This window comes from Eikenella longinqua (genome assembly GCF_001648355.1).
In the GTDB taxonomy this organism is placed as follows: Bacteria; Pseudomonadota; Gammaproteobacteria; order Burkholderiales; family Neisseriaceae; genus Eikenella; species Eikenella longinqua.
The window spans coordinates 1-14,788 of the sequence record NZ_LXSL01000013.1 but is presented as its reverse complement, the minus strand read 5'-3'; the positions used below and the strand labels follow the sequence as shown (position 1 = coordinate 14,788).

Genomic DNA, 14,788 nt, shown 5'->3' with positions numbered 1-14,788 from the left:
TCATGACCCAAACCATCCTCATCACCGGCTCCACGCGCGGCATCGGCCGTGCGGCGGCTTTGGCCTTGGCGCAAGACGGCTTCGACATCGTGGTGCACGGCCGCAGCCGCATGGCGGAAGCCGAAGCGGTAGCGGAACAAATCCGTGCGCTGGGGCGGCAGGCGCGGGTGTTGCAGTTTGACGTGGCCGACCGCGCCGAATGCCGCCGCGTGCTGGAAGTGGATATTGAAGCACACGGCGCGTATTACGGCGTGGTGCTCAATGCGGGGCTGACGCGCGACAATGCCTTCCCCGCGCTGGAAGACGAAGATTGGGATCGCGTGCTGCGCACCAATCTCGACGGCTTCTACAACGTGCTGCACCCGCTCATCATGCCGATGATCCGCCGCCGCGCGCCGGGGCGGATTGTGTGCATGGCCTCCGTGTCCGGCCTGATCGGCAACCGCGGGCAGGTGAACTACAGCGCGTCGAAAGCGGGGCTAATCGGCGCGGCCAAGGCTTTGGCGGTGGAGCTGGCCAAACGCAAAATTACGGTAAACTGCGTTGCGCCCGGTTTGATTGATACGGAAATTTTGGATGAAAACGTGCCGGTGGAAGAGATTTTGAAGGCGATTCCGGCGCAGCGTATGGGGCGGCCGGAAGAAGTGGCGCATGCCGTGCGCTTCTTAATGAGCGAACACGCCGCCTACATCACGCGGCAGGTGATTGCGGTAAACGGAGGATTGTGCTGATGAAAACGAAACGGGTGGTGATTACCGGCGTGGGCGCGGTGTGCGCCTTCGGCCGCGAGTGGCACGAAATCGAAGCCGCCTTCCGCGCGGGCAAAAACGCTGTGCGCCACATGGAGGCGTGGGACGCCTTCCCCGAAATGGAAACCCGCCTCGGCGCGCCGCTGCCCGCCTATGCCCCGCCCGCACATTGGACGCGCAAACAGCTGCGCAGCATGGGCCCGCTGGCGCAATACTGCACCGACGCCGCCGAACAGGCCCTGAAACAGGCCGGTTTACTCGGCGACCCCGTCATCCGCAACGGCAGCATGGGCGTGGCCGCCGGCTCGTCCAGCGGCAGCACCGCCGACGTGCTCGACATCGGCCTGCTGCTCGCCCATCAGCCCAACAATTTCAGCGCCAACACCTATGTGCGCATGATGCCGCACACCACCGCTGCCAACGTGGCCATCTTCTTCGGCCTCACCGGCCGCCTGATCCCCACTTCCAGCGCCTGCACCTCCGGCAGCCAAGGCATCGGCTATGCCTACGAAGCGATCAAATACGGCAAAATCCCCATGATGCTGGCCGGCGGCGCCGACCAGCTCTGCCCCTCCGAAGCCTATGTGTTCGACAGCCTTTATGCCGCCAGCCTCCGCAACGGCGAGCCCGAACTCACCCCGCGCCCTTATGATGCCGCGCGCGACGGCCTCGTGCTCGGCGAAGGCGGCTGCATGATGGTGCTGGAAGAATTGGAACACGCCCAAGCGCGCGGTGCGCACATCATCGCCGAAATCGTGGGATACGGCGCCAACTGCGACGGCAGCCACATCACCCGCCCCGAAATGCGCACCATGCAGCGCTGCATGGAGCTCGCCCTCGAAGACGCCGCCCTGCCGCCCTCCGCCGTCGGCTATGTGAGCGGCCACGGCACCGCCACCGAACAGGGCGACATCGCCGAAACCCAAGCCACCGCCGCCGTGTTCGGCCACATCCCGCTCAGCTCGCAAAAAAGCTACCTCGGCCACACCCTCGGCGCGTGTGGTGCACTCGAGTCCTGGTTTGCCGTCGAAATGATGCGCAATGGCTGGTTTGCCCCCACGCTGAATCTGGACAACATCGACCCCCGCTGCGGCGAAGCCGACTACCTCACCGGCCAAGGCCGCCGCATCGACACCGAATACGTGATGAACAACAACTTCGCCTTCGGCGGCGTGAATACCTCGCTGATATTCAAGCGTTGGTAGGAGCTACCTGAAAGCGTCAGCTTCAACGAAGTTAAAACGATGTCTTGCGAAGCAAGGCTGAGTTTCTGCAAAGCTAAAACGCAAGCTGCAACGGCGTAACGCTTTCGGCACAAGCGCAAAGGCTACCTGAAAAATGCTCGGATGGTTTTCAGGTAGCCTTTAGCCCTTTACAGCAGCAGCAAACCCCACCGCCTGCAATCTGCACGGGCGGTGGGGTTTTGATTAATGCCGGCAAGCAGGCTAAACCCGTTCCACAATCATGGCGATGCCCTGCCCGCCGCCGATGCAGAGGGTGGCCAGGCCAGTTTTGGCTTGGCGCGCCTGCATGCCGTAGAGCAGGCTCACCAGAATGCGGGCGCCGCTGGCGCCGATGGGGTGGCCCAGGGCGATGGCGCCGCCGTTCAGGTTGACTTTGTTCATATCCAAGCCCAGCTCTTTGCTCACGCCCAGCGCTTGGGCGGCAAAGGCTTCGTTAGCCTCGATCAAATCGATGTCGGCCAAATCCAGGCCGGCTTTTTTCAAGGCTTTTTTCACCGCCGGAATCGGCCCCAGGCCCATTACTTGCGGATCCACGCCGGCGCTGGCGTAGCCGCGGATGCGTGCCAGCGGCGCCAAGCCCAGCTCTTTGGCCTTGCCCTCGCTCATCAGCAGCAGGGCGGCCGCGCCGTCGTTGATACCGGAGGCATTGCCGGCGGTAACCGTGCCGCCTTCTTTCTTGAAGGCGGTTTTGAGTTTGGCCAGCGATTCGGCGGAAGTGGCTTTGGGGTGTTCGTCTTGGGCGAATACGATGTCGCCTTTGCGCGTGGGGATGGTAACCGGCACGATTTCTTTTGCAAACGCGCCGGATTGGATGGCCTGTGCGGCCAGGGTTTGCGAGCGCAGGGCAAAGGCGTCTTGCTCTTCGCGGCTCAAGCCGTAGCGCTCGGCCACGTTTTCGGCGGTGATGCCCATGTGGTAGCGGTTCATGGCGCAGGTGAGGCCGTCTTCCAGCATGGTGTCGCGCAGGGTGAGGTTGCCCATTTTCACGCCGCGCCGCACCCTGCCATCGAGCACATAGGGCGCCTGGCTCATGTTTTCCATGCCGCCGGCCACCACGATTTCGGCATCGCCGGCCACGATGGCCTGCGCGGCCAAGGCAACGCTTTTGAGCCCCGAGCCGCACACTTTGCTGATGGTGAACGATTCGGCTTCTTCGCCGATGCCGGCTTTCAGCGCGGCCTGGCGGGTGGGGTTTTGCCCGAGGCCGGCCTGCAACACGTTGCCCATAATCACTTCGTTTACCTGCTCCGCGCCCACTTTGGCGCGCTGCAACACTTCGCGGATAACGGTGGCGCCCAAATCCACGGCGGGCACATCCGCCAGAGAGCCGTTAAAACTGCCGATGGCGGTACGCGCCGCGCTCACAATCACCACATTTTCCATATCCAGTATCCTTAAAATTTGTTCGCTGCGGGAGCCTGCTCCCGATTCCATGGCGGCCTGCTATGCCGTCTCTGCCAAGGATTAAAGCGCAGGCGACAGCGGAACTGAAATGCTTTTTGTGTGGCGGGCTATGTGTTTTCGGGATAACCGGAGAGGCGCGGCAATGGAAAGAGGCTACCTGAAAAACGCAATGTCTTTTTCAGGTAGCCTCAATTGGGGGTGGATGGGCACGGGGCTTATGTGGCCACGGGGATGGCTTCTTCCAGCCTGTCGCGCGAATCCTGCCAATGCTGCCGGAAGGTTTTCACAAACAGCGCGGTGGCGGGGTTGCTGTTTTTCCGGCTCCAAATCAGTTCCATATTGTAGAAATAGTCTTGCTCGGCCACTTCCAGCAGCACAGTTTCGCTGCCGAGCGAGCGGGCGCGGTGTTTGGGCAGCAGCAAGACGGTGTTTTTGTTGCGCTCCAGGTTGAAAAAGCAGGTGCGCAGGTTGGGGTATTCCTTATACAGCGTGTATTGCAGGCGGTAGGCGGAGAGGAAGTGTGTGCTGAATTGGTCGGAATGGGTGAAGGTTTGCGGGTTTTCGCGGATGAGCGGATAGCGGGCGATATCGTGCAGCGAGGGTTTGCCGCCTTTCTGCGCCAGCTCGTGCGAGCGGTGCACGGCCACGCACAGCGGGTCGGTGTGGAAGGGCAGGGTGTCGAAACCCTGCCATTGCTCCATCAGATTGGGGCGGACGATGAAGCCGATGTCGGCCTCGCCGCCTTCCAAGAGTTCCAGCAGCTCGTCTAATTCCACGTCGCGGTAGTGCACGGCGATGTCGGGATAATCCAGATTGAATTGCTCCAACACGCCGATCAGCAGCTGGGCAAAGGCTTCGCCGAGGTAGGCGATGGCGATGCTGCGCCGGCTCTGCCCGGTGAATTGTCGGATCATGGAAAGGGTGTGCTCATACTGCCAAACGATTTTTCTCGCTTCGGAGAGCAGCATCTCGCCCGCGCTGGTGAGCTTCACGCCGTGGGTATCGCGCAGAAACAGCGGCGTGCCGAAAAAATCTTCCAATTCTTTGATGTGCCGGCTTAATACCGGCTGGGTGATGTGGGATTTCTCGGCGGCTTTGGTGAAATTGAGGGTTTCGGCCAAAGTGATGAACTCGCGGAACAGGTGGATTTTCATGTGCTGTCTCCTTTGTATTGCCGCTTGAAACTGGAGTTTTACTGCTTGTAGTGCGCCAGTTTCAAGCGGACAAAGTATAACTTTGCGGGAATATGCTGCTCAACCGGCAGCAGCATATTCCCGTTTGTTTTTTTGATTATACCCAAAATGCATGACCGCCACTAAATAAAGAATTTCCAACGCCGAGCCTCCCTCTCTATATTCAGATGCACTTAATCATCCTCGCGGCCGAAACACCAATCGGCAGCCAACTTTTCTCCGCACAATTTGAGCGAGCAGGCCTATCGGATTGAACCGCATGCTTTTCCCTCGTTCGGCATCAACAAAAGGCTACCTGAAAAATTCAGCTTCACAGAAACTGCGCTGCATTGCGTTTTCAGGTAGCCTCTAAAGCAATCTGCATCTATTGTTTTCATCCGGACAGATACCAAAAAATTTCAAGCTTTCCAAAACGCACAGCCCATCCGTCGGACGGATTACCACTGACTACATAAGAGGTTCCGATACATTCCCGCTACTACCAGCAAGGAGTTATGTCATGAACAGCAAATACCCCCACATGTTTCAACCTTTAACCATCAAAGGCGTTACCTTCAAAAATCGGGTGTTCGCCTCCCCGATCACCACCAACCGTGTTGTTACCGAACAAGGCTACCCGACTCCGGAAGCCATTGATGTATATGAAACCAAAGCCAGAGGAGGCTTTGCAGAAGTAACAATCACCGAAAGCTTCATCGACCATGAATATTCTTGGCGGCATGAGCATGGTTTGAACCTGTGGGAAAACCCGATGTCCACCATCCACATGGAAGCTATCATGATACTGACCGAAGCAATCAAGGCGCACGGCGCGGTGGCCACCATTCAGCTCAACCACGTCGGGGCAATGAACCACCCTGATACCATCCCCGGCCATAAAAATCCCATCGGCCCATCTGCATTTGTCCGTGAAGACGGGGTGCAGGTAGAGGAGATGACGGTGGAAATGATGGAAAAAACAGCCGCACAATGGGCAGAAGTAGCTTGGGTATGCAAATCTTTAGGTTTCCAAGTCATCAACCTGCATGGCGGACACGGCTGGCTGCTGAACCAGTTTATCTCCCCCAAATTCAACCACCGTACCGACGAATTCGGCGGCAGTATGGAAAACCGGGCGAAATTTCCGATTATGGTGTGTAAAAAGATTCGCGAAGTGTGCGGCAATGATTTGCTCATCGAATACCGTTTGTCCGGTTCGGAACGGATGGAAGGCGGGATGACGCTGGAGGACGGCATCGAGTTTGCAAAGATTATCCAACACCATGTGGATTTGATCCATGTAACGTCCGGTTCTTATCAGGATCACGTCAATACCAAGGCTTTCAGCTCCATGTTTGATCCGCACGGCTGCAACTTGGATTTGGCCGAAGCCATTAAAAAACATGTTGATGTTCCGGTTATTTCAGTGGGCGGGTTTAATTCGCCGGAACAGATTGAAAAAGCCATTGCATCGGGGAAATGCGATATTGTCGCCATGGGGCGCCAACAATTTGCCGATCCCGATTTTGTCAACAAAACCCGCGACGGCATTGAAGACCAGATAGCGCCATGTCTGCGTTGTTCTTGCTTCAACCCGCTGAGCTCTGACCCCGATGCCCGCCCGATTCCGGCACTTTGGCATTGCACAGTAAACCCTCGCGGACAACGGGAATTGCGCTGGCGGAATGCACCACAGCCGAAAGGCCGCCGCCATGTGGTCGTGGTAGGCGGCGGGGTTGGCGGCATGTATGCGGCCGTTACCGCTGCGGAACGCGGCCATCAGGTAACTTTGCTGGAAAAATCAAACAACTTGGGCGGCGTGTTGTGGTTTACCGATATTGACAACGACAAAGAGTCGTTGAAGCGGTTTAAAGATTCTATGGTTGCCCGCTGCAAATACCACAATGTGGATATTCGGCTAAATACGGAAGCAACCAGAGAATTGCTTGCAGAGATGCAGCCGGATTATGTGATCTGTGCCGTGGGTGGGCGGGCTTATGTGCCCGATATCAAGGGTATCGAACATGCCAAACACGCGCTTTATGCCTATACCCATCCGGATGAGGTGAGAAACAAACGTGTGGTGATTATCGGCGGCGGCGATATCGGCTGTGAGTCGGGTTATTTCTTTGCCGCCGAATGGGGTGCGCATGTTTCGATTCTGGAAAGGCGGAAAGATGTGATGCTGGATGCCCTGCCTTCCCAACGCACTGCCTTGATGCCGCGAATGGCCAAAGTAGGGATGAACCTTCTTTGTTCCGTGCAAATACAGGAAATCACAGAAGACAGTGTGATTTATCTCAATAAAGAAGGCAAGCAACAGCAAATTGCTGCCGACCTGGTGCTGCATTGCTGCGGCAGCCGTTCAAATAAAGATTTGGTCAAACGGTTGGAAGGCGTTTGCCCGAGATTTATTGTAGTTGGCGATGCCCGGCAGGCTAGAACGGTAAAAGAAGCCACTTATGAAGGATTCTGTGCGGCAATGGATATTTTGTAAGCGCACAAGTTGAACGGCAAGATCTGTTTAACTGGCAAATACTAGTCTGTTTCCTGCCAATGATGGCGGAAGGATATGCAATCATTCCACCCATCAATCCGGCAGCAAAAGGCTACCTGAACTTTTTTCAGGTAGCCTTTGTTGATACGGGATAGGCTGCTTGAGCGGCATCCATCCCTATTTGTTTTTTTGATTATGTCCAAATTGCATGACCGTCGTTAAATAAAGAATTTCCGCCGCTATCCCCTCCCCCTCTATATTCGGAAGCACCCGATTAACTGCGGAGCAATCCGGTAAGGAGGTTGTTATGCATACGAATTTCAGATGGTTTGTGGCCTTGGTGATGTTTATCGTTACCGCGTCCACCTCGCTTCTTTTGATCGCGCCGGTAACGGTGGTGGGGAGCATCGCGCAGTCTTCGGGCATGGCGCCGCCCACCATCATCACCATCGCCATGAGCACCTTCAATCTGTTCATTGTGGCCGCCGTGATGCTCGGCGGGATGCTGGTGGACAAATTCGGCGTGAACAAAATCTATATCGGCGGCCTGCTGCTGGCGATTGTCGGCAATCTGGTAGGCCTGATGGCGGGCAATTCGCCCGTGGGCTTGTTTGTCAGCCGCGCCTTGCAGGGCTTGGGCACGGGGCCGATTATGGTGTCGGTGGCCGTACTTTCGCACCAGTGGTTTAAGGAAAACGAACACGGCATCGTGGCCGGCTTGCAGGGCATGGCGGTGTCGGTGGGGATTGCAGCGGGCTTCCTGCTGGTGCCGCGCTTGGTGGAAGCCGCTGCCGGCAACTGGACGCAGTCGTATCTTACTCTTTCCGGCATCAATGCGCTGGGCATCGTGCTCACCTTTGCGGTGATGCTCGGCCCGAAACCGGCTGTTGCGCAACACACCGGCGCCGCGCCCGACGCTGCCTCCCCGCCGCCGGAAAAATTCAAAATGCTTCAGCCTTTGGTCATTCTGGGCAGGCTGTGTTTCTTCGGCGGCACTTGGCTGCAGCAGTCGGTGAACTCCATCGGTTCGAGCTTTATCGGCGACGAGCTGCACATGGGGCAGCTGGCCGGCGCTGATTTGATGTTCTACTACGCCATCGCCTTCGCCGTCGGCTCGCCAATCAGCGGCTTTATTTCCGGCATGCTGCTCAAAGGCAAGAAAGACAATTTGGTGCTGGCGGCCGCGTTTGCCGTATCCGCCGCGTTCAGCTACCCGTTCTTTCGCCGATAGATAGGCTAAATACACGATTGCCACCTTGCTACCCAGAAACAGGGCGCTGATTGCAAACTCTTTCATGATTTATCCCCGTTCTGCTGCCGGTATTCAATCAATACCGGGTCTTGCTGTTTGCGTTCGTTAGCGCGTTGTGCCAGTACCGATAAATTTTCCAGCGCTTTGGCGCTGCGCTCGGAGTATTCCAAAAGCGACTGCTGGGTGGCGGCATCCTGTTTCAGGTGGCCCAACGCCTGCTCTTCCTGCTCGATGACTTTCGGTGTCATACCCATATCGGCCAACGACAGACCGTTTTTGCTCAAGAAATCCTGCAGGCTGCGAATCAGCGGATGGGAGTGAACTTCGTAAATCACCTTCATCTCGCCGCTGGCCGGGTCGAGGTATTCGCCGATCACCACATTGCCTTCCTGATCCACCTTCCAAGCGGGGGAGCGCAAGGCCACCCCGTCCGCCACAATCGTCTGCAATATCTGCTGGATAATGGCGGTGATAGCCGCCTGCATATCGGCATAAATCTCGGTCAAATACCGCGGGTCGCGCTGCTCGAACGCGGCGTGGTGCAGCATAAACAGCTGCGTCTGTTTCACACAGGCCGGCTGGTTGCGGCAGTATTCGCGGTCCACCGTGCAGGTGCGGCAAGCCGGGTAGCCGTCCGGCTTGGCGGGGAAATAAGTGGCAGTGCGGGCATTCATACCGTGCTTGAGCGCGTTGAAGCGGGTACGCCGCGTTTCCTCCGGCGTTGGGTGCCCTTCCAGATTCTTGCGCACCGCCGCTTTGCCTTCCGGCGTCTTCGGCCCGGTGGCATTTGCCCAGCCCTTCATCAGATTGCGGTGCCAGGCCGCCTGGGCGCAGGTCTCCCCGCATTTCGGGCAGGCGGCCTGATAGGTAAATGGATGCCATTCGCATTCAGGCGCATCCTGCACCGTCTGCGGGGCGCACTCGAAGGTGTGCTTGCAGGCGGCGCATCGGAAAACAACGGTATCGAGGGATTGGGAAGAATGGTCGACCATACGGGCATTAAACGACCAAAGACAAGAACAAAACAGGGGTATTTTTGGCACAGGATAGGCAGTAAAATCCACCCTGCACAGGGAAGGAAACTATGAAACGAGCAATTATCTACGTGCGAGTCAGTACCGCCCGCCAAGCCGACGAGGGCATTTCCATTGATGCCCAAACCGACCAATGCAAAAAGAAGGCCAAGGAGCTCGGCGCCAGCGTGCTGCAGATATTCCGCGACGAAGGCGTCACCGGCACTTCGGCCATGAAACGCCAGGCGTTCCAGCGCGCCATCCATTACTGTGCGGTAAACGATGTGGACTATTTTATTGTGTGGTCCACCTCGCGCTTCGCCCGCAACAAACTGGATGCCGCCAGCTACAAACTGCTGCTGCGCGAAAGCGGCACCCGCCTAGTGTATGCCTCAATGAATATCGATAGCGATACCGACGAAGGCTGGTTCACTGATTCGATTATGGAAATTATGGATGAACAGGTGTCGCGCCAAATCAGCCGCGACACCCGCCGCGCCATGCTGAAAAACGCGGAAGAAGGCTGGTTTAACGGTGGTCGCGCACCGTTCGGCTACCAAATCGCCAGCCACGGGAAACGGCGCAAACTGGTACCGAACAATGTCGAGAAGACACTGGTACAGGAAGCCTTCCGCCGCTTTGCTGCCGGTGAAGGCGCCATTGCCATCGCCCGCAGTTTTACCAGCCGCGGTTACACTCGGCGCGGGGCGGAGTGGCAGGCGGCCAGCCTGTCACATATGCTGAAAAACCGCGTTTATATCGGGCAGACCGTCTACAACAAGCGTAGCGGCAACAAAAACAATCCACCAGAAGAATGGATCATCCGGCAAACCCACGAACCGCTGGTTTCGGAACAGGATTTTGAGGCCGTGCAGAAGCGCTACCGCCCCGACTACAAGCAAACCGGCAGCCCGTCCAGCCATTTCCTATTCACCGGCCTGCTGCGGTGCGGCCATTGTGGCAAAGCGATGAGCATTGAAACCGCCACCAGCAAAACCAAACGCCGCTACAACTACTACAACTGCAGCGGCTTCAAAAAAGGCTGCAACTGCATCTCACGCCGCATTTCGGCTGAAAAATTGGATGGCTACCTGCTGAACATCGTGGTCGATAAACTGCTCACCCAAGAAGTGGTCAGCGACTTTATCGGCGAAGCCTACCGAAAATACACCGAGAAACGCAGCAGCGATGCCGAGCAGCGCAAATTGCTGCAAAGTGAACTCGCCGATCTGCGTCGCCGGCGCAATGCCCTATTCGAATTAGTGGAATCCGGGCAGGCAGGTTCGGACAGCCGCTCTCTACTCGAGCGCGTGGCCAGCTATGACGAGCGGGAACAAACCCTGCTCGTTGAACTCGACAAACTGGCTGCCGCGCCCGATGTTGAAGCGATACCGGAGATAGATGTCGATAGTGCCCTGCACACACTGAAAAACATCATTTTGAATACTACAAACGAAAAAAAACTCCGCATTTTATTGCAGAGCTTTATCAGAAAAATTGATATAAATCCCACCGAAGTGGTCATTCACTACAACCCCGAACGAATCATTAACGACCCAACAGGGGTTCATAGTACAGAAAATTGGCACGCCCAGGGGGATTCGAACCCCGGTTGCCGCCGTGAAAGGGCAGTGTCCTAGGCCTCTAGACGATGGGCGCATTCGTATGAGAGGCGCGCATTATACTGATGCGCGGCAGGCTGTCAAGCGCGGCGGCTTGGGGCGCTTGCGCTTAAACTTGCACGGCGGCTGGCGCTTTCAGGTAGCCTGTGGCGGCAACGGGTGGCGCGGGCGGGGCGAAAACGGCAAACGGACGGGATTGGCGGTATAATGCCACGCTTTGAAACAAACGGAAGCAGCAAGCAAAATGTGGTTTAAACAAGTCAGCTTTTACCCCCTGAATAAAGACAAACTGCCGGATGCGGAAACCCTGTCTGCCAAGCTGGAGGAGGCCGCGTTTGCGCCGCCGCAGGGCTTGGACTGGTTTGGCGAGGGCTTTGCGCCGCCGCAGGTTTTTTCGCCGGAATGGGTGTTTCCCGCCGATTTCACTTGGGGCGTGGCGCTAAAAAAATCGGAAAAGGTGCTGCCGGCCAGCGTGATCCGCGAGATTTTGGAAGAGAAAGTGGCCGAAATCCAGGAAGCGGAGGCGCGCACGGTGGGGCGCAAGGAAAAGCAGGAACTGAAAGAGCAGATTACCGACGACCTGCTGCCCCGCGCCTTTACCCGCAGCAGCAAAACCGAAGCCGTGTGCGACACGCGCAGCGGCTTCCTGTTGGTCAACCAAGCTTCCGCCACCCGCGCGGAAAACCTGCTGGCCAAGCTGCGCGAGGCTTTGGGCGGGCTAGAGGCCAAGCTGCCAAACACCAAGCAGTCGCCCTCTTCGCTGATGACCGAATGGCTGCTGCAAGGCGCGTGCGGCGGCGGCTTCGAGCTGGACGATATGTGCGAACTCAAGGGCGCGGGCGACGCGGCGCCCACGGTGCGCGTGTCGAAGCAGGATTTGACTGCCGAAGAAGTGGTGCAGCACGTGAAAAACGGCAAAACGGTTACCCAGCTTGGCCTGGTGTGGCGCGAGCAGATTGCCTTTGTGCTCACTCAGGATTTCACGCTCAAGCGCATTCAGTATTTGGATGTGTTGCAGGAAGAGGCGGAAAGCCACGGCGATGATGCGCCCAGCCTGGCTTTCGCTTCGCAGGTGCTGATGGCCGAGGGCTTGTCGGCGCTGTTGCAGGAGCTGGTGGCGCTGCTGGGCGGCTGGCAGGATTGAGTTTTCAGGTAGCCTGCTGCCTAAAGGCTACCTGAAAAATATCAGCCAAAAGGAAAGTATGATGACGCAACAAGAATACGCGGAATATCTGTTCAAACTCTTAGGCGAAGAGCCCCAACCCCCCGACCAATACGACGGCTGGGAAGATTTCTTCTACGGCCTGTTCCAAAGCTTCATGCCCGGCGGAGAAGGCGTGGCTACCGTGTTCGAACCGCTGGAACGCGGGCAGGAACTGCTGGCGCGTATTCTGCCCGTGTATCAAAGCACTTCCGAGCGCAACTCGGCAATCCTCGAAAGCGGCTATGCCCCCGGCTATTTCTGCCCGCCCGCGCAAAGTGAGACCGAAGCGCAAAAAACCGGCGAGAAGCTGTTGGCCGGCCTGCAAGAATTTGCCCGCTTTGCCGAAGACGAAGCATTGCTGGCCGCACTCGCCGCCGTTAAAGAAATACACTTCGGCGAGCCCGACGACGAATACAACGAAACGGCAGAGCTGCTTGGCGAAGCGTTTGACGAATGGCGGATTGGCAATACCGACCACGACAGCCCCGCACAAGTGCTGGCCGAAGCCTATTATTCGGTAGAATATAACAAACCAAGCATTTATAAGGCTTTCGGCTATATTTCCGTTCCGCAATCGTTGCGTTTGAAGTTAATTTTTATCCAATATAATCAAAGGCTGGAAATTTTTTGCGGAACGGATTCCCTACCTTGGCCATGCCTTTATTAACCCGTCATGCCGAGCCGCGCAGTCGTTATACAGATGCACCACCTCCAGCGCCCACGGCAGCATGACCTTGCCCGTGGTGCCGGACAATTCAGGTAGCCTAGGGCAGGGCGTAGCCAAGTCTGCGGGCGGCTCAATGGCGCTCGGCAATGGCGGCGTTGAGGACTGACACCCCGCTTGCATCCACACAATCGCCAGCAAACACAGGCCGCTCGATAATTTGTTGTACCACTTCACGCTGCACTCTCGCTTTCTCGTCCCGTTCGGACTTTCCTTGTTGATATTCCACACTCGCCGCCCGGGCGGTTTTTTGATGCTGCTGATGCTGCTCTATCATCTTGGCGGTGATGGCCGACGTGGCCGCATCGTAGCCCGCCTGATAGCGCAGTTTGCCGTAGTAGATTTCACCGCCGATTACGGCTATCAGCAGTACGCCGCCAAGCAGCGGCTTCCAGTATTTAAAAAACCACATCATAGAGACCCTTTTCAAGATGTTTCAATAGATCAATTCAAGATATATTCTGCTTGGCATAGTGCAAAAAGCATTGAATACAACATAAAAAAAATGTTAAATTCCAGTTTTTACAAATCAGCCGATCAAGATCATGGCGCCTTCTTTCAAACATTTTGACCTTCGACTGATCAACCCTAGTTTTGACTCCGAGCTGGTTGATGTCCTCAACGAGCTTGAGGTGTTGAGACATCTTCAGCTCCAAGGGGATGTTCCACCTTTAATCTTTTTACAGCTAAAGGCCGTATTCCATATGCTTGAGAGCCTCGGCTCTGCGCGGATTGAAGGCAACCATACTACCCTTGCTGACTATGTTGAAAGCAGGCTTGATTCTGTTTCTCTGCCAGAGGATCAGCTTAGTGAAATACGTAATATTGAAACAGCCATGCGGTATATTGATGACCATTTGCAGGCAGGGGATATGATTTCCGAACATTTTATCCGAGAGCTTCATGTTCTTGCTGTTCAGAATCTAGAGCGTGAAGGGGATAAGACACCAGGTGCCTATCGTCAAATACCTGTTAGTATTTCCCAATCTTTTCACCTGCCTCCTGATCAACTGCTTGTTCCTGATTATATGAAGGAACTTGTCAAATTTATCAACCAACAAGATAAACCTAAGTATGATCTGATGAAAATAGCTTTGGCTCATCATCGCTTTGGTTGGATTCACCCCTTCTGTAATGGCAATGGTAGAACAGTCAGATTATTAACATATGCTTTACTGGTTAAATACGGGTTTAACGTAAAGGTAGGTGGTCGGGTTTTGAACCCAACCGCGGTCTTTTGCAATGATCGTAGTCAATATTATGCGATGCTTGGTGCCGCTGACTCAGGGAAGCCCCAAGATTTAGAGCAGTGGTGCATCTACGTGTTATCAGGTATCTCTCAGGAGTTGAAAAAAGTAGATCAACTAACTCAATTTAGCTTTCTGAGTGAAAAAATTCTTTATCCTGCCTTAAGATACTCCATTGATAGAAAACATATTACCGTAGAGGAAGAGCAAATATTACGGATGTTGATAAAAAAGGGAGAAATTAAAGCTGGCGATCTTAAGGTGTTGTTCCCAAGCATGTCCCCCAATCAACGAACATACCAAATTAAAAAATTAGTAGATAAAAAATTTATCTCCCCAAAAGGGAAAGGTCTTCGCTCCTATGAACCCAATTTTATAAACTCCTATCTTATACGTGGTATTATTAGTTCGCTGAAAGAACAAGGATTTATTGGCGGTATCGATTAGTTTCCTCTTAAAACTACGCCTCGTTCCTGCTCACTTTCCCATCACTCTGCAACAGCGGCAGCGTATAACGCCCATCGGCAGGGTAGGCTGGCTTGCCGCCTTTGTTCGGCCACAGATAGGCCACTGCGCGGCTCTTGGCAAACGGTTTGATATTGACCGCATCGCCCTGGTTACCACCCAACACCATCAGGTTGCCATGCTTATCCTGCCCAA

13 protein-coding genes, 1 tRNA gene and 2 pseudogenes are annotated in these 14,788 nt (G+C 55.6%); 9 read left to right on the top strand and 7 right to left on the bottom strand.

The features are described from left to right. The first annotated feature begins 2 nt into the window (after nucleotides 1-2). Both fabG and A7P95_RS02675 read left to right on the top strand, forming a co-directional pair. Nucleotides 3-731, top strand: a complete 729-nt coding sequence (fabG, locus tag A7P95_RS02680; protein ID WP_067590771.1) for a 3-oxoacyl-ACP reductase FabG — start codon at nucleotides 3-5, stop codon at nucleotides 729-731. Then, nucleotides 731-1,954 carry a beta-ketoacyl-ACP synthase gene (locus A7P95_RS02675; protein WP_067590768.1) on the top strand — a complete coding sequence of 408 codons (1,224 nt, stop codon included), beginning with the start codon at nucleotides 731-733 and terminating at the stop codon, nucleotides 1,952-1,954. Before fabG ends, A7P95_RS02675 begins: the two co-directional genes overlap by 1 nt. A 240-nt stretch (nucleotides 1,955-2,194) precedes the next feature. Here the strand turns inward: A7P95_RS02675 and A7P95_RS02670 are convergent, their stop codons facing one another. After that, nucleotides 2,195-3,376: an acetyl-CoA C-acetyltransferase gene (locus A7P95_RS02670; protein ID WP_067590765.1), complete on the bottom strand. Its 1,182-nt coding sequence runs from the start codon at nucleotides 3,374-3,376 to the stop codon at nucleotides 2,195-2,197. 236 nt (nucleotides 3,377-3,612) lie between these two features. Further along, the gene (locus tag A7P95_RS02665) at nucleotides 3,613-4,551 is read right to left on the bottom strand and encodes a LysR family transcriptional regulator (protein WP_067590762.1); all 939 of its coding nucleotides are present in this window, start codon (nucleotides 4,549-4,551) and stop codon (nucleotides 3,613-3,615) included. A gap of 538 nt (nucleotides 4,552-5,089) precedes the next feature. Between A7P95_RS02665 and A7P95_RS02660 the strand changes: the two genes are divergently transcribed. Both A7P95_RS02660 and A7P95_RS02655 read left to right on the top strand, forming a co-directional pair. Next, nucleotides 5,090-7,066: an NAD(P)/FAD-dependent oxidoreductase gene (locus A7P95_RS02660; protein WP_067590759.1), complete on the top strand. Its 1,977-nt coding sequence runs from the start codon at nucleotides 5,090-5,092 to the stop codon at nucleotides 7,064-7,066. Nucleotides 7,067-7,373: 307 nt separating this feature from the next. Next, nucleotides 7,374-8,297, top strand: a complete 924-nt coding sequence (locus A7P95_RS02655; RefSeq protein ID WP_067590755.1) for an MFS transporter — start codon at nucleotides 7,374-7,376, stop codon at nucleotides 8,295-8,297. A gap of 62 nt (nucleotides 8,298-8,359) precedes the next feature. On the opposite strand, the gene A7P95_RS02650 is transcribed toward A7P95_RS02655, so the two are convergent. After that, a complete protein-coding gene (locus A7P95_RS02650; RefSeq protein WP_067590752.1) occupies nucleotides 8,360-9,310 on the bottom strand; it encodes an FmdB family zinc ribbon protein in 951 nt (316 codons plus the stop codon). A 92-nt stretch (nucleotides 9,311-9,402) separates the two neighbouring features. Here A7P95_RS02650 and A7P95_RS12450 point away from each other — a divergent pair. After that, nucleotides 9,403-10,368, top strand: a pseudogene (locus A7P95_RS12450) (recombinase family protein); the annotation flags it as partial. Between the two features lie 18 nt (nucleotides 10,369-10,386). Here A7P95_RS12450 and A7P95_RS11465 read toward each other — a convergent pair. Together A7P95_RS11465 and A7P95_RS02640 are read right to left on the bottom strand one after the other, a co-directional pair. Further along, nucleotides 10,387-10,545, bottom strand: a complete 159-nt coding sequence (locus A7P95_RS11465; RefSeq protein ID WP_156503474.1) for a hypothetical protein — start codon at nucleotides 10,543-10,545, stop codon at nucleotides 10,387-10,389. A gap of 369 nt (nucleotides 10,546-10,914) precedes the next feature. Further along, nucleotides 10,915-10,990, bottom strand: a tRNA-Glu gene (locus A7P95_RS02640). Between the two features lie 207 nt (nucleotides 10,991-11,197). On the opposite strand from A7P95_RS02640, the gene A7P95_RS02635 reads away from it, so the two are divergent. After that, a complete protein-coding gene (locus A7P95_RS02635; protein WP_067590747.1) occupies nucleotides 11,198-12,097 on the top strand; it encodes a recombination-associated protein RdgC in 900 nt (299 codons plus the stop codon). Nucleotides 12,098-12,155: 58 nt separating this feature from the next. After that, nucleotides 12,156-12,824: a hypothetical protein gene (locus A7P95_RS02630; RefSeq protein WP_245636549.1), complete on the top strand. Its 669-nt coding sequence runs from the start codon at nucleotides 12,156-12,158 to the stop codon at nucleotides 12,822-12,824. On the opposite strand, the gene lysC is transcribed toward A7P95_RS02630, so the two are convergent. Then, nucleotides 12,801-13,004: an Rz1-like lysis system protein LysC gene (gene lysC / locus A7P95_RS12545; RefSeq protein WP_483782934.1), complete on the bottom strand. Its 204-nt coding sequence runs from the start codon at nucleotides 13,002-13,004 to the stop codon at nucleotides 12,801-12,803. The genes A7P95_RS02630 and lysC overlap by 24 nt on opposite strands. 91 nt (nucleotides 13,005-13,095) lie before the next feature. Between lysC and A7P95_RS12540 the strand changes: the two genes are divergently transcribed. Together A7P95_RS12540 and A7P95_RS02620 are read left to right on the top strand one after the other, a co-directional pair. Then, complete coding sequence (locus tag A7P95_RS12540) at nucleotides 13,096-13,452, top strand: hypothetical protein (protein ID WP_483782933.1); 357 nt, start codon at nucleotides 13,096-13,098, stop codon at nucleotides 13,450-13,452. Then, the gene (locus tag A7P95_RS02620) at nucleotides 13,427-14,575 is read left to right on the top strand and encodes a Fic family protein (protein WP_067590742.1); all 1,149 of its coding nucleotides are present in this window, start codon (nucleotides 13,427-13,429) and stop codon (nucleotides 14,573-14,575) included. Before A7P95_RS12540 ends, A7P95_RS02620 begins: the two co-directional genes overlap by 26 nt. A 13-nt stretch (nucleotides 14,576-14,588) precedes the next feature. Here the strand turns inward: A7P95_RS02620 and A7P95_RS11890 are convergent. Continuing rightward, a pseudogene (locus tag A7P95_RS11890) lies at nucleotides 14,589-14,788 on the bottom strand (TIGR02594 family protein); the annotation flags it as partial.